The following is a 23313-nucleotide window of genomic DNA, read 5'->3' as shown; positions in this document are numbered from 1 at the left end:
GTATATATATACAGAAAAGAAAACATAAGAAGGTGAAAACATGTATGCAAAATTAGCAGAACCATATGCGTTAAGGGGATGGAAGAATCTGCCCTTTGCAATTATAAAAACTGACAATGGTACAATCAATTTTCTGGAGCAGGATGGTTTTCAGGTTTTGGAATTTTGCAATGGAAAAATAGATATAGATGCGGTTTTTTTTAGCAGAAAGCAGAAACAATTTTTCTGTGAATTAAAGGATAAAGAAATTATTACTGTGTCCCCGCATCCAATGGAACTGTCTGTAAAACAGGAATACCGGAATGTGGATAATACATACATAAAAGCAATTCACTGGTCTGTTACAGGCAGATGTAACCTGAAATGCAGGCATTGTTACATGAGTGCTCCGGACTACCGTTACCATGATATGAATACAGAAGAATGCTTTTCAATGATTGACCAGTTTCGGGAAGCAAATGTAAGTGTGATATCCATAACCGGCGGAGAGCCATTTCTGCGTAAAGACTTTTTTCAGATTGTGGACAAGATTCTGGAATCGGGAATAGCCATATCACAAATTTATACAAATGGAATTCTGATAACGGATGATATTTTAAAAGAGTGTAAAAAACGCTCTTTCAATCCGGAATTTGTCCTGAGTTTTGATGGAGCTGGGCAGCATGACTGGATGCGTGGGATTGTGGGAACGGAAGAAAAAACAATAGAGATCATACGGAAGCTGAAAGAAAATGAATACCGGGTCATGATTGAATCCGCTATTTGCAGAAAAAATATTGATGGATTGAAAACTACTTATGAGATTCTTAGAGACCTGAAAATTGATTTTTGGAAAACTTCGCTGGTATTTGAAGCCGGAAAATGGAAAGAAAACAATCAGGGAACACCCCTAAAGACAGAAGAATTGTATGAAGAATACCTGAAAATTGTGCAGGTATACAAGGCGGATCAGGCACCAATGGGAATACAGCTGGATGGATTTTTTGCATGTGAAAAAGGAAATATAGAAGGATATGGAAGTCCCTATCAAAGATATAGTGGGGACAGGGAATGCGAGAATGCAAGTTCCTGTCTGAATTGCAGGATTCATCCATATCTTTTGCCGGACGGGACCTTTCTTCCCTGCCCGTCTATGACGGATTCTGAGATTGAAGAAAATATGCCAAATTTATTACAGACAACCGTAGCAGAAATTTATAGAAATATAGAGAACCCATTTTTTCGCCTGGCATCTATAAAATTAAAAGAAGTAATTTACGCAAATGAAGACTGCAGAATTTGTGATTACCGGTACGATTGCGGAGGCGGATGCAGGGCTATGAGCATGTTTACCGGCAATGGTGTTATGGGTAAAGCAGATATTCTTTGTACTTTTTTTAAAAAGGGTTATCCGTCACAGATTAAAAGCCTGATTTATAAGTAATAAAATTTATATATAAGCAATGAAAACGGATCTGAAAATATCCAGAGCAGAGTATAAGGAGGAATTGGTAATGAGCGAAGAAAAAAAAGATGAAAACTTAAAAGATGAGGAACTTGACAAGGTATCCGGCGGCGGTACCGCAGGTGAAATAGGTAAAATTGTTGGTGAAAAAGTTATTGAAAAAGTAGTAGAGGATGTCTTAAATAACACCAATACCGGAAGAAATAATTATAAGAACGGTGTTAAATCAGAAAGAAAATTATAGTTAATTTCTTGCTGCATAATGGATTTTCTTAAAAATCAAAATAAAAAAATAGAAGTAGAAAAGGAGAATTAAGAATGAATAATTTAAAAAAGTTCTATGAAGAAGTAGAGAAAAATGCAGAATTAAAAGATGAGTTAGTAAAATTAAACAAAGAGACAGAAGGCGTAGAAATTGATGAAGCAGCTATCAAAGCAAAGTTAATCGAAACCGCAAAGAAATATGATCTGTCATTATGTGAAGCAGATTTTAATGCAGAAGAAGGCGAATTAAATTTAGATGATCTGAAAGCGGTAGCAGGTGGAGCAGGTGGTTGTTTCATTTCCAATGCAGGATGCAGCTTATTTGGAGAAATTACATCCGAAGGCGGATGCATTATCATCGGAGCTTACGTATAAGTTCCAGTATTATGATAATGAGTTGTTCATAAAATAAAGTTTATTGGACGGGTGATGTGGTAACGGAACATCACCCGGTTTCAATAAACTTTATTTTTGCATGTAGGGAAAAGCCCGTGTTATGCGTATATATTAATAGTGACAAGAGTAAGACCAGGATCGGATTTATACTTCTAGCTGATTTTAAGCCGTTTTGAATACGGGAGAGAAGGGAAAGAGGATGGAGGATTTAGAAAAGACATTAATAGGATTATTGGCAGCTCAGAATCCTGCGATTCATTCAAAGGAATTTAAGAGAAGCCTATGGGAAGAACTACAGGAAAGGATACACCAGGAAGAAATGGATCCGGAGGATCCTGATATGGTGGCAGCAGGAGTAAGAAGTCAGGAGAAGGTAAAAAAGTATTGTAGCAGAAAGGAGAGAAGATATGAGTAAAAAAAGCATTTTCAGACAAAGGAGCCTTGATACGGTAGAGTCTCCCGAGCAGTTAGATGAGTATATACGGGTATCAAATCCCAGTATCTGGATTGTTTTGTCGGCCCTTGTTATTCTTGCTGCGGCCCTTGTAGTATGGAGTCTGGTGGGATCATTACCGGAGACTTTGGCAGCTAAGGGCGTTACGGTTTCCAAAAATATGGTACAGTGCTATGTAGATGCGTCAAAATTAAATGAAGATCTGACGGGATGTAAGGCAAATGTTGTGCTTCCGGACGGTGCCAGCGTGGAAGGGGTTGTAAAATCAGTAAGCAATAATCCGTATTCATTGGAAGAGATAGCACAGTCCTTAAAAAGTGACTGGGTAGTGGAAAATGTGGCTGTTGGAAACTATGCTTATCAGGTAGATGTAGAACTCCCGGAAGAAGTGAGGCAGGATGTTCTGGCAAATGTGACACTGGTAACAGCGGAAGTGAAGCCCATTGTATTTTTACTGAATTAGGAGGTGCGCCCGTGGCAGATAAACAAAAGAAATGTGTTAAAGTGCCCGTAATCATGCAGATGGAAGCTTTGGAATGCGGAGCAGCATGTCTGACAATGGTTATGGCATATTATAAAAAATGGGTGCCGCTGGAACAGGTAAGAGTAGATTGCGGAGTATCCAGGGACGGGAGTAAAGCATCCAATATGGCAAAGGCAGCAGGTGCATATGGATTGCAGGTAAAAGCCCATCGCTATAGTGTGGCATCGGTGCGTACCAAGGTAACCTATCCGGCTATCATTCATTGGAATTTTAATCATTTTGTGGTACTGGACGGATTTAAGAGGGGGAAAGCGATTATCAATGATCCGGCACGTGGAGTTGTAGAAATATCTCCGGAAGAATTTGATAAGTCATTTACCGGAGTGTGTCTGGAGTTTGAACCGTGTGAGCACTTTGCTGCTGACGGTAAAAAAGAAAGTGTATTGGAATTTGCAAAAAAAAGACTGCAGGGAAGTAAATTATCTATAGTTTTTGTAATGATGACTACGGTACTGACAGCATTTGTAAGCTTATTAACCCCAGTATTTTCAAGGATATTTACCGATAATATTCTAACCGGACAGAATACACAATGGCTGTCTGATTTTCTTGCATTTTTGGCAGTTATCATCGTATTCCTGTTAGTGGTAGGCATGATAAATGAAATTTACATATATAAGATCAAAGGCAAGATGGCAATTGTATCTAACTCGTCTTTTATCTGGCATACTCTGCATCTGCCGATGACGTTTTTTTCACAGAGAATGGCAGGCGATATTGCCAGCAGACAGCTTTTAAATGATGATATTGCGGAAACTCTGGTTGGACGGATTGCGCCGATGCTGATAAATATGGTACTTTTGATATTTTATCTGATCATCATGCTTCGTTATAGTGTCGTATTGTCACTGGTTGGCTTTGCGGCAATTGCTGTTAACCTGGTGCTGGCAAATATTATTTCCCAAAAGAGAATACACATTACCAGAACAAGGATGCGTGACCAGGGCAAGCTGGACGCTTCTACGGTATCCGGAATTGAGATGATAGAGACAATCAAGGCAGCAGGTGCAGAAAGTGGATTTTTTGAACGCTGGTCCGGATTTCAGGCTTCTGTAAATAAGGCAAAGGTAGAATTTGCATTGACGAATCAGTTTCTGGGGGGAATTCCTGCTTTAGTACAGCAGCTTTCCGGGATTATAATCCTGGCACTGGGCGTTTGGATGATCATAAAAGGTAATTTTACTGTTGGTATGCTGTTGGCTTTCCAGTCCTATATGACACAGTTTTTAATGCCGGTGAACGATTTGCTGGAAACGGGACAAAAATTACAGGAAATGCGGACTTCAATGGAACGCGTGGATGATGTAATGAAATATAAAGAAGATGTTGTATTTTCTTCCATCCAAAATACGGATGATGTGTTTGAAAAGCTGGATGGCAGCGTAGAGTTCCGTAATGTTACGTTTGGATATTCCAGGTTAGAAGAGCCTCTTTTAAAAGACTTTAATCTAACGGTAAAAAGTGGATCCAAAGTAGCACTGGTTGGTTCGTCAGGATGTGGTAAATCTACAATAGCCAAACTTGCCTGCGGATTATATGAACCATGGTCAGGTGAGATTTTGTTTCAGGGGAAACCGATGAAGGCTATTCCGAAAGAAATTTTTAATGCATCTTTATCCGTGGTAGACCAGGACATAACCATGTTTGAAGATAGTATTGCAGATAATATTAAAATGTGGGATAAATCCATCGAAGATTTTGAAATGATTATTGCAGCAAGAGATGCGCAGATTCATTCTGATATTATGATGAGAAAAGGCGGATACGGGCATCCTGTTTCCGAAGGAGGCAAAAATTTCAGCGGAGGACAGCGCCAGCGGTTTGAGATCGCACGTGTTCTGGCACAGGACCCGACGATTGCTATACTGGATGAGGCTACATCAGCGCTGGATGCAAAAACAGAATATGAAGTTGTCAAAGCAATTCAAAAGCGCGGGATTACCTGTATTATTGTTGCACACCGTTTGTCTACGATTCGTGACTGTGATGAAATTATTGTTCTTGATCACGGCAGGGTCATGGAACGGGGGACACATGAAGAACTATATCATTTGAACGGTTACTATACACGGTTAATTACCACAGAATAGGAGGGCAGGTTATGGGTTGGTTTGACAGTCAGGTAAAAGAGCGGCTGCAATACGATGCAGGCGAGATGAAGAAATCCTATGCAAAGCTTGCCGAAGTCGTTGGGAGGAAAGAAAAAATTGACTATGGTCATCTTGCAGAAGAGGGACAGGGGAAAGATGCACTCACAAAAATCTGTAAATACTATCGAATAGATAAAACAGAAATTCCTGAAAATATAGTTGAAATACATGAACAGATTCAATATCTCTTTGAACCGTCCGGAGTAATGTGGCGGCATATGCGTCTTCGGGGAAAATGGTGGAAAGACAGTATGGGACCTGTCCTGGGAGAAACGAAGGAAGGACGGCCGGTGGCTTTGATACCAAAAGCTTTTAATGGCTACCGTTATTTTGATTATGAGAGCGGGAATGAGCTAAAAGTGGATGCCCGCATTAATGAGCGGCTGAAAGAAGATGCCATTTGTTTTTACAAACCACTTCCCCAAAAGGAACTATCCGGAAAGGATTTAATTATCTTTTTGCTGGGGAATATAGGGATGGATGATAAATTGCTTCTAGGATTTGCAGCACTTGCGGTAACACAGCTGGGATTAATCACACCGGCTGCTAATACCCTGATTTTCAGCCATATTATTCCGGCAGGTCAGATGTCCATGGTGTTGTCAGTATCGTTTTTACTTTTCGGTGCCGCAATCTCAACATTTTTAATGAATATAACCAAAACGCTGGTTCAGACAAAAATAGAGACGAAAATGAGTGTTATACTGGAAAGTGCCGTAATGGGACGGGTAATTAATATGCCTGTTCAGTTTTTTAAGAATTATAATTCCGGAGATCTGGCAAACAGGGTGCGTGCCCTGGAGAATATATGCAGTATTCTGGCAAACGGGGTGCTGGGGATAGGATTAATGGCGGTTTTTTCACTGAGCTATATTCTGCAAATCATTCGGATTTCTCCACAGTTGGCAGCTACTGCATTTCTTGTAATCTTAATGCAGCTGATCATTGCTTTTCTGGGAGCATGGGGGCAGATCCGGGTGCTGCGAAAAAAGATCCGTTCGTCCTCCAAAGTCGAAGGGGTGGTTTTTGCTCTCTATTCCGGTATTCAGAAAATTAAGATGTCGGGTAGTGAAAAGAGGGCATTTGTAAAATGGGCGAATTTGTATCATGAGGAAGCAGATGCAGATTACAATCCGCCTCTGTTGGTTAAGATTCAAAAAGCAGTTTCACCGGCTGCAGCATTGCTCGGGACGCTGCTGATCTACTGGGTATCCGTGAAAAGTGCAATTACGGTAGCCAATTATGTTGCTTTTAATGTGGCATACGGTATGGTTAGCACAGCGATTCTGTCACTGGTAGCGACGGTTTCAACCGTAGCCATGATTAAACCCATCCTGGAACTGTCACAGCCAATATTGCAGACTCCCCCGGAAATCAGTGAAAACAAAGAAATTGTTAAATCTGTTTCAGGAACCATTGAATTAAACCAGGTATCTTTCCGATACCAGGAGGACACGCCGTTAATCATTGACAACCTGAGTCTCAAAATAAACAGGGGTCAGTATGTGGCGATTGTGGGAACCACCGGCTGTGGAAAGTCTACGCTGATGCGTCTTATGCTGGGATTCGAAAAGCCGGATACCGGAGCTGTCTATTATGACGGCAGGGATATTCAGAAAGTGGATCTGAAATCTCTCAGGCGGCAGATCGGCGTGGTAATGCAGAACGGAAAGCTTTTTAGCGGAGATATCTTTGCGAATATTACAATTTCGGCACCGTGGCTGACTTTGCCGGATGCCTGGGATGCTGCCGAAAAAGCAGGAATCGCCCGGGATATCCGGGAAATGCCCATGGGAATGTTTACAATGATTGGTGAAGGAGCCGGGGGAATATCGGGCGGACAGCGTCAGAGGTTAATGATTGCCAGAGCCATTGCGCCAAAACCAAAGATACTGATGCTGGATGAGGCCACATCTGCACTTGATAATATTACCCAGAGACAGGTGTCAGATGCGCTTGCAGAACTAAAAAGTACCAGAATCGTAATTGCACACAGGCTTTCTACCATTAAAGCATGTGACCGGATCATTGTATTGGATAGAGGGCGGATCATTGAAGATGGAACCTATGAGGAATTAAATGCAAAAGGCGGATTTTTCTCAGAACTGGTGAAAAGACAGCAGATAGGGTCGGAGAAATAGTGGAAGTGCCGTGATTTTCTGTAATTGCATTTGTAACATAAAGGTTGAAAGAAAATAAAGATGAAGAAAGGATGCCACTTGTGATTCTTTCAACCTGTCTGAGAGTGGCTGTATTGCAAACAATGCGCAGTACATCATGGGGATAACTATGAATATTATAAAGAAAATAGATGAAAGTAAATTAGTATTAGAATTAGAAGGGCGTCTGGACACGATGACGGCGCCCCAGCTGGAGAAGGAACTGGAGGCATCGCTTTCGAATACTGCAGAGCTGGTTCTGGATATGGAAAACCTGGATTACATTTCTTCGGCAGGATTACGTGTTTTATTGGGAGCCCAGAAGCAGATGAATCAGCAGGGTTCTATGGAACTGCATCATGTATGTGAAGAAGTACAGGATGTTTTTGATATGACAGGGTTCAGCGATATCCTGACAATAGTGTAATACATAGCCCGCTATGCAAAACTCTGATCAGCTAACATCGGCCGTTTTTTATAGGCAGCAAGATTGAGGTTCGGAATTCTTTTTGCAAATTTTCAAATTTTACTATTCCATTGCATTGTTCTACAGCGGTCCGAATATTTAAAACGCCCAAACCGGATAATTTCCGGTTCCTTTTGTCAGATAAAAACCCGCCTTTTGCATCGGGAAGAGCGATATTTTCACAGTTGTTATCTATTGTGATGGAGAGCATGGAACCCATTGGCTGAATGCAGATCTGCAAGAGGGCTTCTCCATTTACCATACGTCTTGATGCTTCTAATGCATTTTCCAGGCTGTTACCTAATATCACGCACAAATTAATATCTGATATTCCGCCCAGGTCATCCGGCAGACTGATATCTGTTCTAGTGGGGATTGCTTCCTCCCTGGCAAGAATAAGGTAATGAACCAGGATGGAATTAACAGCATGATTCTGACAAACTATGAGATTAGATGCGGTTTTAAAATGATTTTCAAACTGATTCAGGTAATTAAGAAGTTTCTCCTGTTCCTGGTTTTCAGCCAGGGAACGAATTGCCAGGATGTGGTGGCGCAGGTCGTGGCGGTTTTTAGCTGTTGCTTCTATGGATGAGATCAGGCGCTGGTATTGTTCCTGCTGAACCGCTAACTGGCGCCTGTTATATTTCTCCTGTTCTTTTAATACCAGCATGCTGCGGTATATGGATACGGTCTCCGAAAATAAGATACTGCATAGCAGAAGAACTACAATAAATCCTGCTATTTCCAGTGGCCATCCGGCGACAATGGGCTCATATAACGGAAAGATCCGGTCTATTGCCAAAGCGGAACCCATAAGACCAAAACCTATCAACAGTCGTCTGGAATATCTGGTTTTATCTAATACGGCAGCCATTGTACTGAGAATCAGGTAACCTGCCGCAATCCATTTGTAGTACATTAACAATTTACTGTAAAGCAGCATGATATTTATGTTATCTTTCCATAACGTGGGCATAATCAGAACTGCCAGACAGATCAGAAAGCTGGCAGCAGCCATTGGATAGCGGCATTTCCCGGGGATCCGGCAGATACCCCCCTGCTGTATAATCAGTATTAATAACATGGCATACAGACTAAATGATTCTAAACGGTACCAGAAGTAACTGTCAAATCCAATGGCATGAACCAGTGGATAGCTGATATATCCAGCATAAAAGACACAGAGTAAGAAGAACATTACAGCAGTCTTTTTCTGCTTTGTTTTCGTCTGAGTGAACAGATAAAAAATACCTATGAGAATAGTAACCGTGAATGCCATGGTGTATATCAACAGCCGCAGGATAAAAAATTTTGTGACTTTGGCGGGATTACCAAAAGCGGGAGGATAGGTAAGACCGCTGTAAAGACTGTCCGGATCGGTTGCCTGAATTACAATTTCTGTTTTATCCGATGGTGGAATGGTGATCAGGGTGTTGGCAATCCCTCTCTGATAACTGGATGGATCTACAGATCCAAACGAAGTAACTAATTTCCCGTTAACCCAGATGCGGCAGGAGGAATAAATCTCAGGAACCTCCAGCATTTGGGGAGTATCAGCGTTGTTCAGGATAGTCAGGCGGTAAGTTGCGCTTCCATGGGGATTCTTTGCTTTATCTCCCAATTCAAAGCCTCCATGCTGACCGATGGATACATAGTCGCTGCAGGCTGGGGACTGGGAATGGAGTTCGTCGGGTGTAAGAAGCCGGTATTGATAGAATTCCCAGCCGCTGATGAGATATAAATAATCCGTTTCGGTATTTCGCAGATCCAGCACTCCGTTTTTGCCCTGTGGCGTTTGCAGTGCATACTTGTTATTATGAACGGCATTGAATGAAAACAGAAGGATGCCGGTAAGAATAGCCACCGCCAGCAGTAGGGGATATTTGTCTTTGTGTTTGCCTGATATCTGCAATGTAGGAGGCTCCTTTCTAAGAGATTTTGGGTGTTTGTCTTAATATTTCCGTTTGCCTCTCCAATACAGAGTCAGACATGCCAGAATAACTGCGGAACATAAAAGTAATAACTTTGGCAGTACATGCCCGGACTTTCCTACGGGCATGGGATTAATGATATTGTTTTGGGCAGAGTCGGTGCCGGTATTCGGAGCTGCTTTCAGAACCGGTGATGTTTCCGGCATAAAAGATTCTTTTTTCACATTATCAGCCGTTTTGTCCGAGGCAGATTCTGTTTCAGTCATATCAGAGCGGTTATTATTTTCTGGTATGCTGCCTTGCTGCGAAGCTGGTGTTTTCGCTGAAGAACTACCCTCATCCCCTGGAGAATCAATTACGATCTCTTCAGTGGAGGGCGGTTTAGCGGGCGACGGCTTGGAAGGGAACGGCTTAGTGGAGGGCGGTTTCGTGGAGGGCGATTTTGTGGAAGGCAATTTTGTGGAAGGCGGTTTAGCGGAGGGTAACGGTTCTGTTTCAACGTCCAAAGCGGATGACTCGGATTCCTCGGAAGAATTGCTGTTATCTCCGGGGGACGGTGATGGCAGCATATCGTTTGGAGGATATGATTCATTTGGTGGCTTAATTCCGCTATCCGGAGGTATTACAGGCTGATCATCCCGGTCACTTCCATCCCGGTCGCCATCCGTAATCTGAGGGGTGATGTGCCCATCCGGACCATATGCCACTTTCAGTATATTGGTTCTGGTTGTAATGCCGTCAGCAGTAATATCTGCCTGGAATAAATAACTTAAGCTTTTATCCAGGGGAGTCTCCAGATACAGTTCTCCTGGATGTAAAAACGAAAAGTTCTCAAAAGGCTGCCAGTTGGAACCAGCATCTGTGGAGTAAAAAAGCTCAATGGCGGACTTGTATGGCGGAGTATTATAAAAGTAAAGACGGACATTATTATTCGTAGAGGATGCGCCGTACAAATAGAATTTTCCGGGTTCAGTAACTAAAACAGAGCAGGTTATCTGAGGGAAATCTATATCCAATCCAAGGACAGGAAAGGCTTCCGGGTAAGTTGAAAACTTGTAAATTCCAGGTGTCTCAGGATCTACATTTTCAATGTTCCAGGTGATGGGTAATAAAGCTGTCCTTTTTGGTACGGTTGGGTCATCAGACTGAAATGCATATTGCATTAATTGCGGGATCCGGGCTAGTAGTTCGTCTGAAGTACCCGGCGATATAATATAATTAACAGCGGAATCGCTTAATGACACGATTCGGTTAATGACTTTTGCATTTGCCGGTACATCAGATATGCCGCAGCAATCTAAAGAGACATCCCCGGCTGTACGCAGAGGTATGCCATTGCCTGCAATACCAGTTAAAAATAAAGAGGTATTTCCCAGCACTTCCATACCGCAGGCGCCTTTCTCTAATCGGATATTAAAGGAATCCAGAGAAAGATTACCATTGCATTTAATACCAATACCCTTAGGCCCGGAAACAGATATATTAAAAAAACTACTGCTAAAACTACTGTTGGAGTTATCCGGTAAATCGGCATTTGCATCGCCCTCAAAATATAGCCCGCAGCTGTTTACCGCTTCTATACGCACGTCCTTAGTAAAAGAGATGCTTGTATCGGGGGCTATATCTAATACAGGTACCGGATTATCAATACTGACCATTCTGACCGGGCCGAATATACTAATTGAGCTCAGAACTTTAATGCCATAACCGTTCATATGTATGGTAACGGGGGAAGTGGTATTCAGCGACAGATATCTGCCAGTATTAATCGTGCAGCCTAAGGTTACTACTCCGCCGTTTGGGTGTTCGGCAAACCAGTTCATAAGCTCATTTCCGGAATATACGATATCCTTATTGCCGGTAGCTGAATGTTCTATTTCACTTGCAGATACCGGTAGATATACAAGAGAGAGAAGCAGTAACAAGGTGATAAAGGCACCATATATTCGTGCAAAACCATGATTCATTTAGATTGACTCCTTCCTTGTACGGCTCCACAGATAGTCATAGTAAGACTGTTTTACTGCCAGAGAGCCACGCAGCCGGATGGGAACCTTATCTTTGTTTTTCAACAGAAAATCATGTTCCAAAACCGCGTCTATATCATTCATATTTACAAGACAGCCCCTGATGCATTCCAGAAAGGGCAATCCGGCAGCCTGTTTTTTCAGTTCGCGATATGAGAGATATGTCTCAATAATCTCATCTTCGAGATGCAATAAGGTTAGCCGCCCTCTGCTTTCTGTCCAGAAAATGTCGTGTATTAAAATGTTGCGTACCAGTTTTTTATCTTTTACAACAAGATAATGTGCCGTCTGGTTCAGAAGATTCTGACATTTTTTCATGGAAACGTCCAGAGATTCATATGTAATAGGCTTAATGAGATAATCGGTAGCGGATACGCTAAATGCCTGTAAAGGATGTTCAAGGCTGGTTGTTGTAAAAATCAGATGAAAGCCAGTATCTTTTTTGCGCAGCAATTTTGCTGTCTGCATGCCGTCCGGAGATTTCATATAGATGTCAAGAAAAATAAGGGGAAATCTGATTTTGTCAAAGTCCGCAAGCAGTTCTCTGGAACATGTATAGTCAGAAAGTTCAATAGGTATTTGCTGATTTCTGCAATAACCTTCCAGAAGTCTCGTCAAGTTGTCTAAATCTTGTATATTGTCATCACAGATAGCTATTTTCATGTTTGTTTCTCCTGTTTTTTATTCCGTATTATTATAACATGTTTTCGTTTATTTTCGTGATTTTTATTACAAAAATCTGCGCTTTATTACAAGTGAATTGAGAATTTATGGAAAATCTGTTTTATTACAATTATACAGTATTTAATCTGTTTGTAATAAGGGAGGTGTTGAGTAATGCTGATTGCTGTTTGTGATGCAGTTTTTGAGGATTCTGAGGTTCTACAGTCTTACATTTTTAGGTATGGATATGAAAATTCTTTGAATATCAAAGTACATATACATCAATCGATATTTACCATGAAAAATGCGTTGAAACGATACTGTTATGATGTTATTTTTCTGGACGTAGGAATAGAAGAAAATGAGGGTAAAAGGCTGGCTGAAGAAATATGTGAAGATTATCGTGGGAAATTAATATTTGTAACGGGATTATGTGATTACGCAGTGGAAGCATTCCGCTTATATGCAGTAAATTATCTGATAAAGCCGGTGGATTATTTTCAGATATGTGACTGCTTTGCCAGGCTGAGTATTTCCTGCTCGGAAGCCTGTATCCAGGTACTTTGCGGATACCATAAGGTTTCCATACCACTAAAAGCAATTGAGTATATTGAATCTTTTAACAATAAAGTGATAATCCATACGGAAAACCAGGAGTTTACCACCTATGAAAACCTGAGTATGCTTTATCAGGAATTGAAATCGGCTTGTTTTATACAGCCTTACCGCAGTTATATCGTAAATATGTCTTACATAAAAGTTTTGGAGAAGGACAGGCTTTTATTGAAAAATGGAAAAGAACTGCAGGTATCCAGACATCGGAAGCAGGAGATGATGGAACGCTATAACCAGTTTTTATTTGAATCCAGGTAGCTTTAGAGTGTGCAATTTCAGGTTGGAATTGGGGGGGGAGCTGAGGAAGGGGACGCTTTGTAGCTGGAGATAGTGTTCGAAAAGAGAAGTGGGCGAACCATGGCAGGCGTTTGGAAGGCTTAGCGCAGAACTGGCATTTTCTAACCTTCCCGGAGCGCTTTTTGGCGGCACGCGGGCATTCGCTCCGAAATCCTGATGCATTTCGCAGCTCACTGCCCGCTTAGTATCCGATGGGAGCCAGTCGAATACTATCCGCCAAAAAACACTCCGGCAAGGTAAGTAAATGCTCAGATCTGCTATACGCCTTCCAAACGCCTGCCATGGTCCGCCCCCTTCTCTTTCCGGGATCCAGTTTATTGATACAAAGCTGGTTTTCTCAGCATGATGGGCCCCCGGGGATGTGGCATGCTGTACGCTATAGGCATAGAACATATAAAAGCATAAAGCAGCGGATCTTCTCACTGCAGTTTTTTTCTTCATTCTACTACATATGTTTTGGTTACAGCACTACTGTCAGTTAGGTCTATGAACAGGATAGCAAGTATACTTTAATCTTATTGTCCACATTTCATACTGAATTGCTGAAACACACTTTGCTGCATCCAAAAACGAACAGTTGGTCACTGCCCGGGGGGTCTACACCCTGCTGAGAAAACCAGCTTTGTGGCAAAAACCTGGATTTCGGAAAGGTTAGAAAATACCAGTTCTGCGGCCAGCTGACGGAGTCCATACAAGTTTCCCACTCCCATCTTTCCGCGCACTACCTCTATCTACAAAGCGTCCCCTTCTCAACTAAACCCAAATATAATAATTCCGTAGGATCCTTGAAGATGAAATGGGTACCAGAAAATTTAATAAAAGAAAAAAGTGCCGGTGCGCAGCAGTGATATGCTCCTGTCAAGTAGACAGGGAGCGGTTCACAGATGCGTGCCGGCACTTTTTCTGTTCTTCGGTGACCAAGTCCGATAGCGAAATTGCACAATTTAGGATGTAAATTAGGGGAAAGTACCAATAGATGAAACAAAGTACCATAAGTAGACAGAAATATAGACAGAAATGTTTCATCTATGTATAATGAACACATTAAATAAACAAAAAAACAAATATATAGGTGGTATTGCATAATAAAATTTTTGCAATGCTGAAAATGTATAGAAAGGATTGGTCAAAATGCATGGAAAGTGTTTTGGTGAGGCTTCGTGAGTATTATGATCAGGCAAGTAATACAGAGAAGAGTATCATTTCTTTTCTGCTGGAGAATCCGGAGGAGGCTGCAGAGATGAGCATTCATCAGCTGGCGGACAGAGTTTACGCATCTGCATCTACCATCACAAGGCTATGCCACAAAACGGGTTTTCCGCAGTATAAGCGGTTTCAGAAATCCCTGCTTTACGAACTGGCTGTTCGCAAAGAAAATGTGCTGGGACTGGATTATGAGATTCATCGTGATGATGCACTGGAAAATCTGGTGGATAAGATCACCTATAAGAGCATCGCTTCTTTGGAAGATACCAGAAGCTTAATCGATATTGGTACACTGGAGAAATGCCTTGATTTGCTCCAAAATGCGCGTATGGTTTCTTTTTTCGGAATTGGGGCGTCACTTTTGGTGGCAAAAGATGCTTATCTTAAGTTTTTGAGGATCAACAAACCATGTCAGGTATGTGAAGATTTTCATGCCCAGCTTGTGCAGGCTAAAATAATGGGGCGTCAGGATGTGGCAATTATTATCAGCTACTCCGGACAGACAAGTGAGATAATATCCTGTGCAAAGATATTAAAGAGTGCACAGGTTCCCATGATTGCAATTACCTGCTTTAAAGAATCACCCCTGTCGAAGCTTACGGATTATAACCTTTACGTAACGGCAACGGAGTATGCTTTTAAAACGGGAAAGCTGGCGTCAAGGCTTGCACAGCTGAATGTAATTGATATTCTGTATGTGGCTTATATTCAGAGAAATTATGACACCTGTATGGTTTCCTTAAAAAAAACTTATATATCAAAAACAGACAGGAGTGAAGGAGAGGGATGAGATGTACAGAAAAGTGGTAGATTTGGAAAAAATGGCAACAGAAATGCGCAATGCCAAAACGATGGCATTGGATGAAATGACACCTTTGGAAATTATCACCATTATGAATCATGAGGATGAAGGTGTGGCTAAGGTGGTGAAAAGGGCGCTTCCGGAGGTCGCAAAGGTGATTGAGTGGACAACAAAAAGCCTGCAGACCGGGGGAAGGATCGTTTACATAGGAGCGGGGACCAGCGGAAGGCTTGGTATACTGGATGCCTCTGAGTGCCCGCCTACTTTTGGTGTATCTTATGACTGTGTAGTAGGGATTATTGCAGGAGGAAAGGAGGCATTTATCAAAGCGGCTGAGGGGGCAGAAGATAATCCCGGTCTTGGAAGAGATGATCTGATTCATATTCATCTGACCAGTAAAGACACGGTGATCGGGATTGCTGCCAGCGGACGAACGCCATATGTGTTGGGGGCTATGGCATATGCCAAAGAAACCGGGTGCAGGACGGTGGCTATTGTCTGTAATGAAAATATGGAAATGAGCAGGGCAGCAGATATTGGAATCGAACTTTTGACGGGTCCTGAGATACTGACCGGTTCCACCAGGCTGAAAGCAGGAACTGCTGAAAAAATGGTTCTGAACATGATTTCTACTGCAAGCATGGTTGGAATCGGAAAGGTATATGAGAACCTGATGGTGGATGTACAGCAGACCAATGAAAAGCTGGTATGCCGTGCGGAAAACATTGTTATGGAAGCAGTGAACTGTAGCAGAGAAGATGCAAAAGAAGCTTTAAGGGAAGCAGATGGGGATGCGAAACTGGCAATTACAAGGATGCTGGTGAACTGTAATATTGCAAGAGCCCGCAAGCTGTTAGAGGCTGCAAATGGAAAGATCCGTTTAGCAGTTATGAATGGGAAAAAGGAAACACAGTGTGAATGATGTTCACACAGCTGATATGGGAATAGCACAAGCTCGCTTGCGCTGTTCATGGGGATAAGGTTGAGAGAAAATTATAAGATAGAAAGGAAGCCACGGAGCGATTCTTTCAACCGGATTAATTGTGGCCGTATTGCCGGCTTGCCTGCAATACGAAAAGGGTATCAAAATGAAAGGTAAAAAATTATGGGGACTTGGTATGGCAGCAGTGATGACATTGTCAATCATTTCAGGTTGTGGGGCGTCCACAATGGGGGATACGAAAGATGGTACAAAAGATAGTACAAAAGACAGTACGCAGACGGATGTCAAAGCGGGGAATGCCGCTGACAGTACAAAGGAGAGTGAGGCAGCAAAAGAAAGTACTTCCGGTGAAAAAGATGTAGTAACAGCTTTACTGCCTCCGGTTTCCGCTACCTATCAGGACAAAATCAATTCTTATGTGGAAGCATTTAACAAAGAAAATCCGGATGTAGAGATCCAGGTGACAACGGCAAGCTGGGAAGATGTAACTCAGAAATTAGATGTGCAGGTAAATGCAGGATCTCCGCCAGATATTGCATTCATAGGTTCTGACGGCCTTTCCAAATATGTAGATTCCGGCATGGCAGTGGATATTTCCAAGTATGCTGATGAAGAAATGATGAGTGATTTTGATCCGGATATTTTGAATTACTTCAAAAATGGGGATGGAATGTATGGGTTCCCGGCCTATTGTGAGGTGCAGTGTATCGGCGGCAACCGTCAGTTCCTGGAGGATGCAGGTATTGAATGGAAGAAAGTACAGCAAGAGGGATGGAGTTATGACGAATTTCGGGAATCGATCAGTAAGGGGGTAGTGAAAGATGGGGATGCCGTCAGCCGTTATGGGTTCCTGTTTGCATGCTCAGGCGTGGCGGCAAAGGATTATTTCAGTATTTTTGTGAGAAATGCAGGGATGCCGTCAGCATTTGATAAGGATTTAAAATATGCATATACCAGTTCTAAAATGAAAAGCTATCTGGAGGATCTGCGTGCTTTAATTGATGATGGATCTATGCCAAAAGAACTGGGAAGTATAGATGCCGGAAAACGTTGGAATATGTTTCTAACCGGACAGACAATGATTACCGGAAAAGGGCTGTCCTCTTTTGAAAAAAGTGCATCCGACAATAATGAAAAACTGAAAAATAAGGACAGCAGTGCAGTAGAAGACAGTATGGAATTAGACTACATTGTTCTTCCTGTACCGGTTTTTGAAGGCGGAGAACAACAGGCATATGGAGCAGTGGACGGATACATCTGCCTTACCGGAGAAAGAAATCCGGATGAAGCCCATCTGAAAAATGTGGCAAATGCAGCTTATTACCTGGCAAGCGGGGAACGTGCAGCGCAGACCTGTCAGGAATTATACCTGAATCCAATCTGTGAAAGCGGTCGTAAAGCATATGAAGCGCTTACTCCGATTGAAAATAAGAATGAAGATAATACGAAAGCAGTGCAGAAGCTTTTGACACAGGTTGGTGAAGCAAGACCGGATATCCCGGCTGAATTAAGTGCAAATGCAATCAAAATCGAAGATGAAGTCATTGTACCTAAATTCCAGGGATTACTGGCTGGTGAAGTATCACCGGAAGAGATGTATCAGGCGATTAAGGATGCGGCATATGAAAGGTTTGGCGAGGATGGCTGTGTAAATAATTAAGCATAAGGGGGTGCTGCGGCAGGCATTTCGACACTTACTGGCGTTGGTTTGTGCAGCATCCCCTGGAAAGAGAGAAGACGATGACGAATAAAAAACATAAACTGAAAAAAGATGCTCTCTGGGGTTATATTTTCATTCTGGTACCCCTTACAACCTTTATTATTTTCACCCTGTATCCGGTTATTTCTGCGGCTGTCACCAGTTTTCAGCATTATAAACCGCTGAATACGACCTGGGTGGGCGCCCAAAATTATGTGTCCACTTTTAAGAATGCATTGTTTTATAAAGCACTGAAAAACACGCTGGTTTATACGGTCTTTGCAGTTCCCATTTCCATGTTTTTATCCTTTGCCATCTCTTTATTTATTCTGCCATTTAAGAAAAGGACACAGACCGTATTCAAAGCGGTGTTCTACCTTCCGGCAATTGCCTCCGGAGTGGCACTTTCTTTTGTGTGGAAATGGATTTATGATCCCCTGCCCACCGGGCTGTTAAACAGCATACTTCATATTCTGGGTATCAGTAACCAGAACTGGCTGGGAAGTTCTAAGACAGCAATGGCATCGCTGATTATTATGGCTGTTTTTTCCGGTCTGGGCACCAGCATTATTATTTATATCGCGGCTCTTCTTGGAATTGATTCTACATATTATGAAGCTGCGGATATCGACGGGGCATCCTTTTTCCAGAAGGTGCGCTATGTGGTGTGGCCCATGGTGAAACCGACCACAGTATTTCTTGCTATTACCGGTGTCATAAATGGGTTCCAGTCATTTCAGAATGCATACCTGATGACTGGCGGAGGACCGGATAACGCGACCACCATGGCTGGACTTTTGATTTTTAACCGTGCATTCAAATACTTTGAATATGGGGAAGCCTGTGCCCAGGCATTAATTCTGGCTGTAATTATTGCGGTATTTGCAGTATTCCAGTTCAAACTAAGTGCCAATGACGTGGAATATTAGCGTGTCTGAAAATTGAAAGAATATTATGATATAGAAAGGAAGCCACAAAGATGGGATTATATAAAAACTACGGAAAGAATCAAAGATATCGGAAAATCCTTAGAAATTTGCTGCTGGCTCTTTTGCTCGTTACCATTGCAGTGCTTACCATTTTTCCGATTTATTATATGGTAATTTCCTCCTTTGGAGCGCCGACGGAAGCCGGGGGAGCCAGCTATTCACTGATCCCCAGGAGTTTTTCACTGGATTCTTATAAGTTTTTCTTCGGCTACAGCAAATACTCTCTCAGGTGGATTTTAAATTCACTGATTGTGGCGTCCGCTGTGACGGTAAGCAATGTAATTTTTGCAAGTCTGGCCGGGTATGCATTTGCGAAGCTGCGTTTTCCAGGGTGCAAATTTTTCTTTTTCCTGTTATTAGTGGCGATGATGGTGCCCTATCAGGTTACCCAGGTACCCCTCTATATTCTGGTGGTGAATGTACTGAAGATACAGGATACTTATGTTGCTTTAATCGCACCAACGCTGATTACCTGTTATAACGTATTTCTGGCGAAACAGTTCTTTACATCACTTCCTACATCGATTATGGAATCGGCCAGGATAGAGGGATGCAGCCAGCCGATGATTGTGTGGAAGATTGTGGTACCACTCTCAAAGACCATATTGTCTGTTATGGCGATTATGACATTTTTAGGAGAATGGAATACGTTCTTCTGGCCGTTTCTGGTTTCGAACCAGGAATTTATGCAGACGATTCAGGTGGGGCTTAAGAATTTCAGCTTCGCAAATACGACTTATTTTGCTCCGATGATGGCAGGTGCAACAGTTTCGGCACTACCGATGTTTATCCTGTTCTTCGCACTTCAGAGATACTTTCTGGAAGGAGTAACCGTGGGGGCAGTGAAAGGGTAAGGTCTGAAAGTGTGAGTAGTGAAAGTGTGAGTCGTAAATGAGAGCAGTGAAAGAGAGAGCCTGGTTCAGCCAGGAAGGGGGATATGACAGAAATGTATGAAAAAGCATGGGAAGAGCAGTACCTGCTGGCAATTGATGGAGGGGGAACGAAAACGGTAATTTTAACGGCTGACTGTATGGGCAGAATTATTTCCAGACTGGAAGCCGGCCCCCTGAACATGAATGGTCAGAAAGAAGAGGCAGTGCAGAGCATGCTGCTGGGGGCATTAGCCTGTTTGAAGCAGCAGGGTTTTCCGCCGGATAATTGTATGAAGATTGGTATTGGAACCGCTGGGATCAGTAACCCGGTGGTATCCGGTTTTTTAGAAGAAACCTGTAAAAAAGCAGGTTTTTTATGTGAAGTTGTCTTATTTGGAGATCATGAGACTGCATTGGCGGCGTCATTTCCTTCGTGTAAAGGCTGCATATTAGTCGCCGGCACAGGGTCTGTCTGCATGGGGATAGGCGCAAATGGCATTTTGTACAGGGCGGGGGGCTATGGGCATTTGATTGATGATGGCGGAAGCGCTTATTTTATTGGGAGAGAGATTCTGTCTGCAGTTGTACAAAGTGAAGATTGCAGAGAGAAGAAAACCCTGCTTGGACAGATGGTTTATGATCATTTACAGATAACCGGTATAGAAGAAATGATCCGCTGGGTTTATCAGGAAAAAAGAACCAAAGGCGAAATTGCTTCACTGGCGGTTTTGTGCGGGGAAGCAGCTGAAAAAATGGATAAAACAGCCTGTGAAATACAAAACAGAAGCGCAGAAGAACTTGCAAAGCTTGCAAAATCTGTGCTGCGCCGGATGCCGGAGGAACATAATCTGGTATTTGCCGGAAGCGTCCTGCTGAAAAATAAAGATATCTGCCGACAGACAAAGGAACGGATACTGCTGGAATTCCCGGACCTTCGTGTGAAACTGGCAGAGACGGAATCGGCAGAAGGAACTTTGAGAATGCTGTTGAAAAGAAAGGCGGAGACAAAATGAAGAAATATCTGGCAGTGGACATAGGAGGCACCTTTTTGAAATACAGCCTGATGAACCGTAATTATCAGGTCTTAGAGGAAGGGGAGGAACCTACTTTAAAGAATCCGGAACAGTTCCTGGAACAGATAAAAATGGTGGTGAAACCATATCAGCAGGAAATTTGCGGGGTGGCTGTCTGCATGGCTGGATTTATTAATCCGGTAACGGGAGAAAATACGGATTACAGTGTAGGGGAAAATTTCAGGAAGTACAATCTGAAAAAAGAACTGGCAGATATCTTTAAAATACCTGTGATGATTGAAAATGACAGTAATTGCGCCGCTGTAGGAGAGTTGGTAAAAGGTTCTGGTCAGAACATACAAAACTTTTGTATGCTCACCTTTGGAACTGGTATCGGCGGGGCAATGATTATAAATGGACAGTTGTACCGGGGAAGCCATTTTAAGGCTGCAGAAGCAGGGTTAGTGAAACTTGGACATACGTCAACTGATTTGGAAAGTGCGGGAGCCACTTCAGCGCTGGTCAGGAAAGTATCCCTTGCGCTGGAAAGAGAAGTGGATGGGATCTATGTCTTTGCCCATTTAGATGATCCGGAGATATCACGTATTTACCGTGCGTGGCTGGATAAAACGGCAATGGTTACCGGCAATGTGGCGATGCTTCTGGATCCCGAAAAAATGCTGATTGGCGGCGCAGTTTCCCACCAGCCGAGGTTCCTCACGGATCTCTCAGAGGCGGTCTATTGCCTTTATCCCCAGTTAAAGGAATATACGAAAATTGAGGCGTGCCGCCTGGGCAATCAGGCGGGAAGAATAGGTGCTTTGTATTTGTACAGGATGGCATATGAAGTGGAGGTAAAGAATCTTGGCAGAGAAGAATGAAAAGAAGGAATTTTCACAGCGTTCAGGGGAGTCAGAAACACAGAAATCAGGAATGCAGAAATCCGGAATGCAGAAATCAGGAATGCAAAAGTCAGGAATGCAGAAATCAGGAATGCAGAAGTCAGGAATGCAGAAGTCAGAAAAGCAGACCCCCCGGGGTATCAAAGTAGTTACCATCGGTGGTGGTTCCAGCTATACGCCGGAGCTGGTGGATGGTTTTATAAAACGATATGATGTACTGCCGGTCAGAGAACTATGGCTGGTTGATATTCAGGAGGGATCAGAAAAAATGAATACGGTTGCCGGACTTGCAAGAAGGATGGTAAAGCGGGCACAAATCCCTATGGAGATACATACAACCCTGGACCGGAGATCGGCATTGGCAGGAGCGGATTTCGTCACCACCCAGCTTCGGGTGGGGCAGCTGGAAGCGCGGATAAAGGATGAAAGGATTCCTCTGGCCCACGGTATACTCGGGCAGGAAACCAACGGAGCCGGCGGGCTTTTTAAAGGCTTGAGAACGATTCCCGTCATTGCTGATATATGCCGTGATATAAAGGAAATATGTCCCGATGCATGGCTGATTAATTTTACAAATCCGGTGGGCATGGTGATGGAAGGAATTCACCGGTATACGGACTTTCAGAAAATCATCGGTCTTTGTAATGTGCCGATAGGCATGCATAAAGCAATTGCAGATCTGCTGGAACGCCCTGTGGAAGAAGTACGGGTTGATTTTGGGGGATTGAACCACATGGTATTTGGCACCAGAGTAGAAGTGGACGGAATGGATGTAACCAAAGAAGTGTTAAAGCTTTGGGGAGACCAGAGCGTTCAGAATATAACTTCCATATCCTGGGACCCTGATTTTGTGGAAGAACTGGGAGTCATTCCCTGTTCCTATCACCGGTATTATTATATGACAAAAGAATATCTGGAGGAGGCTTTGGAGAAATACAAAAAGCATGAAGTACGGGCTGAATTTGTCAAAGCTGTTGAGGATGAATTGTTTGCGCTGTATAAGGATCCTGCACTCTGTGAGAAGCCAAAGCAGCTTGAAAAACGTGGAGGGGCTTATTACAGTGATGCTGCATGCAGTCTGATCAGTTCCATTTATAATGACACAGGGGATATTCAGGTGGTAAATACGGTGAACCGTGGTGCCATCGAAAACTTTGAAGAGGATGAAATTGTAGAGGTGAGCTGCCGCATTACCGCCAATGGACCGCTACCGATTAAAATTGGCAGGCTGCCGGGAGCGGTAAATGGCCTCATTCAGCAGATTAAATCCTTTGAAATCGCAGGATGTGAGGCGGCATTTATGGGAGATAAGAAAAAAGTTCTGCTGGCGCTGATGATTAATCCACTGGTCATGTCCCAGAAGACAGCCCGGGCAGTCATGGATGAATTATTTGAGGCGCACAGAGATTATCTTCCGCAGTTTAGAGTGTGAAGATGGCTGGAATGAATTTTAAGACACGATCTAGGGGAGGTATTC

20 protein-coding genes are annotated in these 23313 nt (G+C 42.8%); 17 read left to right on the top strand and 3 right to left on the bottom strand.

Features of this window, described 5'->3' with window-relative positions; genetic code table 11:
* The first annotated feature begins 40 nt into the window (after positions 1-40).
* The 8 genes from RHS_RS12750 to RHS_RS12715 all read left to right on the top strand — a co-directional run bounded on the left by RHS_RS12750 (position 41) and on the right by RHS_RS12715 (position 7838).
* Positions 41-1423: a radical SAM/SPASM domain-containing protein gene (locus RHS_RS12750; protein ID WP_047833412.1), complete on the top strand. Its 1383-nt coding sequence runs from the start codon at positions 41-43 to the stop codon at positions 1421-1423.
* A 70-nt stretch (positions 1424-1493) separates the two neighbouring features.
* Positions 1494-1688, top strand: coding sequence for a hypothetical protein (locus tag RHS_RS12745; RefSeq protein ID WP_047833411.1), 195 nt, complete (start codon positions 1494-1496; stop codon positions 1686-1688).
* Between the two features lie 74 nt (positions 1689-1762).
* Positions 1763-2083 carry a hypothetical protein gene (locus RHS_RS12740; protein WP_027292438.1) on the top strand — a complete coding sequence of 107 codons (321 nt, stop codon included), beginning with the start codon at positions 1763-1765 and terminating at the stop codon, positions 2081-2083.
* A gap of 220 nt (positions 2084-2303) precedes the next feature.
* Positions 2304-2519 (top strand): hypothetical protein, encoded by a 216-nt coding sequence (locus RHS_RS12735; RefSeq protein ID WP_047833410.1) that lies wholly within the window; start codon positions 2304-2306, stop codon positions 2517-2519.
* Positions 2512-3021 carry a hypothetical protein gene (locus RHS_RS12730; protein WP_047833409.1) on the top strand — a complete coding sequence of 170 codons (510 nt, stop codon included), beginning with the start codon at positions 2512-2514 and terminating at the stop codon, positions 3019-3021. The genes RHS_RS12735 and RHS_RS12730 overlap by 8 nt, the downstream gene beginning before the upstream one ends.
* An 11-nt stretch (positions 3022-3032) precedes the next feature.
* Positions 3033-5192, top strand: a complete 2160-nt coding sequence (locus RHS_RS12725; RefSeq protein ID WP_027292441.1) for an NHLP family bacteriocin export ABC transporter peptidase/permease/ATPase subunit — start codon at positions 3033-3035, stop codon at positions 5190-5192.
* A gap of 11 nt (positions 5193-5203) precedes the next feature.
* A complete protein-coding gene (locus RHS_RS12720) occupies positions 5204-7393 on the top strand; it encodes an NHLP bacteriocin export ABC transporter permease/ATPase subunit (protein WP_047833408.1) in 2190 nt (729 codons plus the stop codon).
* A gap of 148 nt (positions 7394-7541) precedes the next feature.
* Entirely contained in the window at positions 7542-7838 is a 297-nt protein-coding gene (locus RHS_RS12715; protein ID WP_047833407.1) for an STAS domain-containing protein, read from the top strand.
* Between the two features lie 31 nt (positions 7839-7869).
* Here RHS_RS12715 and RHS_RS12710 read toward each other — a convergent pair whose 3' ends face one another.
* Genes RHS_RS12710 through RHS_RS12700 form a run of 3 tightly spaced genes read right to left on the bottom strand, consistent with a single transcriptional unit; the run spans position 7870 to position 12498 of the window.
* Complete coding sequence (locus tag RHS_RS12710) at positions 7870-9789, bottom strand: sensor histidine kinase (protein ID WP_047833406.1); 1920 nt, start codon at positions 9787-9789, stop codon at positions 7870-7872.
* Positions 9790-9828: 39 nt separating this feature from the next.
* Positions 9829-11775 carry a hypothetical protein gene (locus RHS_RS12705; RefSeq protein ID WP_047833405.1) on the bottom strand — a complete coding sequence of 649 codons (1947 nt, stop codon included), beginning with the start codon at positions 11773-11775 and terminating at the stop codon, positions 9829-9831.
* Positions 11776-12498: a LytTR family DNA-binding domain-containing protein gene (locus RHS_RS12700; RefSeq protein ID WP_047833404.1), complete on the bottom strand. Its 723-nt coding sequence runs from the start codon at positions 12496-12498 to the stop codon at positions 11776-11778.
* Between the two features lie 174 nt (positions 12499-12672).
* On the opposite strand from RHS_RS12700, the gene RHS_RS12695 reads away from it, so the two are divergent.
* From RHS_RS12695 to RHS_RS12655, 9 genes are all read left to right on the top strand, one after another.
* On the top strand, positions 12673-13371 hold the full coding sequence (locus tag RHS_RS12695; protein ID WP_047833403.1) for a LytTR family DNA-binding domain-containing protein: 699 nt from the start codon (positions 12673-12675) through the stop codon (positions 13369-13371).
* Between the two features lie 1174 nt (positions 13372-14545).
* Positions 14546-15406: a MurR/RpiR family transcriptional regulator gene (locus RHS_RS12690; RefSeq protein ID WP_027292449.1), complete on the top strand. Its 861-nt coding sequence runs from the start codon at positions 14546-14548 to the stop codon at positions 15404-15406.
* A 13-nt stretch (positions 15407-15419) separates the two neighbouring features.
* The gene (gene murQ / locus RHS_RS12685) at positions 15420-16340 is read left to right on the top strand and encodes an N-acetylmuramic acid 6-phosphate etherase (protein WP_047833465.1); all 921 of its coding nucleotides are present in this window, start codon (positions 15420-15422) and stop codon (positions 16338-16340) included.
* 166 nt (positions 16341-16506) lie between these two features.
* On the top strand, positions 16507-18021 hold the full coding sequence (locus RHS_RS12680) for an extracellular solute-binding protein (protein ID WP_047833464.1): 1515 nt from the start codon (positions 16507-16509) through the stop codon (positions 18019-18021).
* An 80-nt stretch (positions 18022-18101) separates the two neighbouring features.
* Entirely contained in the window at positions 18102-18989 is an 888-nt protein-coding gene (locus tag RHS_RS12675; RefSeq protein ID WP_027292452.1) for a carbohydrate ABC transporter permease, read from the top strand.
* Positions 18990-19039: 50 nt separating this feature from the next.
* Entirely contained in the window at positions 19040-19903 is an 864-nt protein-coding gene (locus tag RHS_RS12670; RefSeq protein WP_027292453.1) for a carbohydrate ABC transporter permease, read from the top strand.
* Positions 19904-19986: 83 nt separating this feature from the next.
* Positions 19987-20934: a BadF/BadG/BcrA/BcrD ATPase family protein gene (locus tag RHS_RS12665; protein WP_395022265.1), complete on the top strand. Its 948-nt coding sequence runs from the start codon at positions 19987-19989 to the stop codon at positions 20932-20934.
* Positions 20931-21815: an ROK family protein gene (locus RHS_RS12660; RefSeq protein WP_047833402.1), complete on the top strand. Its 885-nt coding sequence runs from the start codon at positions 20931-20933 to the stop codon at positions 21813-21815. The genes RHS_RS12665 and RHS_RS12660 overlap by 4 nt, the downstream gene beginning before the upstream one ends.
* Entirely contained in the window at positions 21799-23268 is a 1470-nt protein-coding gene (locus RHS_RS12655) for a 6-phospho-beta-glucosidase (protein ID WP_395022263.1), read from the top strand. Before RHS_RS12660 ends, RHS_RS12655 begins: the two co-directional genes overlap by 17 nt.
* The last annotated feature ends 45 nt before the right edge of the window (positions 23269-23313 follow it).

Source organism: Robinsoniella sp. RHS (assembly GCF_001029355.1).
GTDB lineage: Bacteria > Bacillota > Clostridia > Lachnospirales > Lachnospiraceae > Robinsoniella > Robinsoniella peoriensis.
The sequence above is the reverse complement of the archived record's forward strand: the minus strand, read 5'-3'. Positions and strand labels throughout refer to the sequence as shown.

Bases quoted from the DNA above. Each gene is read 5' to 3' on its own strand.
- RHS_RS12750 (WP_047833412.1), top strand. From the start codon at position 41: ATGTATGCAAAATTAGCAGAACCATATGCGTTAAGGGGATGGAAGAAT.
- RHS_RS12745 (WP_047833411.1), top strand. From the start codon at position 1,494: ATGAGCGAAGAAAAAAAAGATGAAAACTTAAAAGATGAGGAACTTGAC.
- RHS_RS12740 (WP_027292438.1), top strand. From the start codon at position 1,763: ATGAATAATTTAAAAAAGTTCTATGAAGAAGTAGAGAAAAATGCAGAA.
- RHS_RS12735 (WP_047833410.1), top strand. From the start codon at position 2,304: ATGGAGGATTTAGAAAAGACATTAATAGGATTATTGGCAGCTCAGAAT.
- RHS_RS12730 (WP_047833409.1), top strand. From the start codon at position 2,512: ATGAGTAAAAAAAGCATTTTCAGACAAAGGAGCCTTGATACGGTAGAG.
- RHS_RS12720 (WP_047833408.1), top strand. From the start codon at position 5,204: ATGGGTTGGTTTGACAGTCAGGTAAAAGAGCGGCTGCAATACGATGCA.
- RHS_RS12715 (WP_047833407.1), top strand. From the start codon at position 7,542: ATGAATATTATAAAGAAAATAGATGAAAGTAAATTAGTATTAGAATTA.
- RHS_RS12705 (WP_047833405.1), bottom strand. From the start codon at position 11,775: ATGAATCATGGTTTTGCACGAATATATGGTGCCTTTATCACCTTGTTA.
- RHS_RS12700 (WP_047833404.1), bottom strand. From the start codon at position 12,498: ATGAAAATAGCTATCTGTGATGACAATATACAAGATTTAGACAACTTG.
- RHS_RS12695 (WP_047833403.1), top strand. From the start codon at position 12,673: ATGCTGATTGCTGTTTGTGATGCAGTTTTTGAGGATTCTGAGGTTCTA.
- RHS_RS12690 (WP_027292449.1), top strand. From the start codon at position 14,546: ATGGAAAGTGTTTTGGTGAGGCTTCGTGAGTATTATGATCAGGCAAGT.
- RHS_RS12680 (WP_047833464.1), top strand. From the start codon at position 16,507: ATGAAAGGTAAAAAATTATGGGGACTTGGTATGGCAGCAGTGATGACA.
- RHS_RS12675 (WP_027292452.1), top strand. From the start codon at position 18,102: ATGACGAATAAAAAACATAAACTGAAAAAAGATGCTCTCTGGGGTTAT.
- RHS_RS12670 (WP_027292453.1), top strand. From the start codon at position 19,040: ATGGGATTATATAAAAACTACGGAAAGAATCAAAGATATCGGAAAATC.
- RHS_RS12665 (WP_395022265.1), top strand. From the start codon at position 19,987: ATGACAGAAATGTATGAAAAAGCATGGGAAGAGCAGTACCTGCTGGCA.
- RHS_RS12660 (WP_047833402.1), top strand. From the start codon at position 20,931: ATGAAGAAATATCTGGCAGTGGACATAGGAGGCACCTTTTTGAAATAC.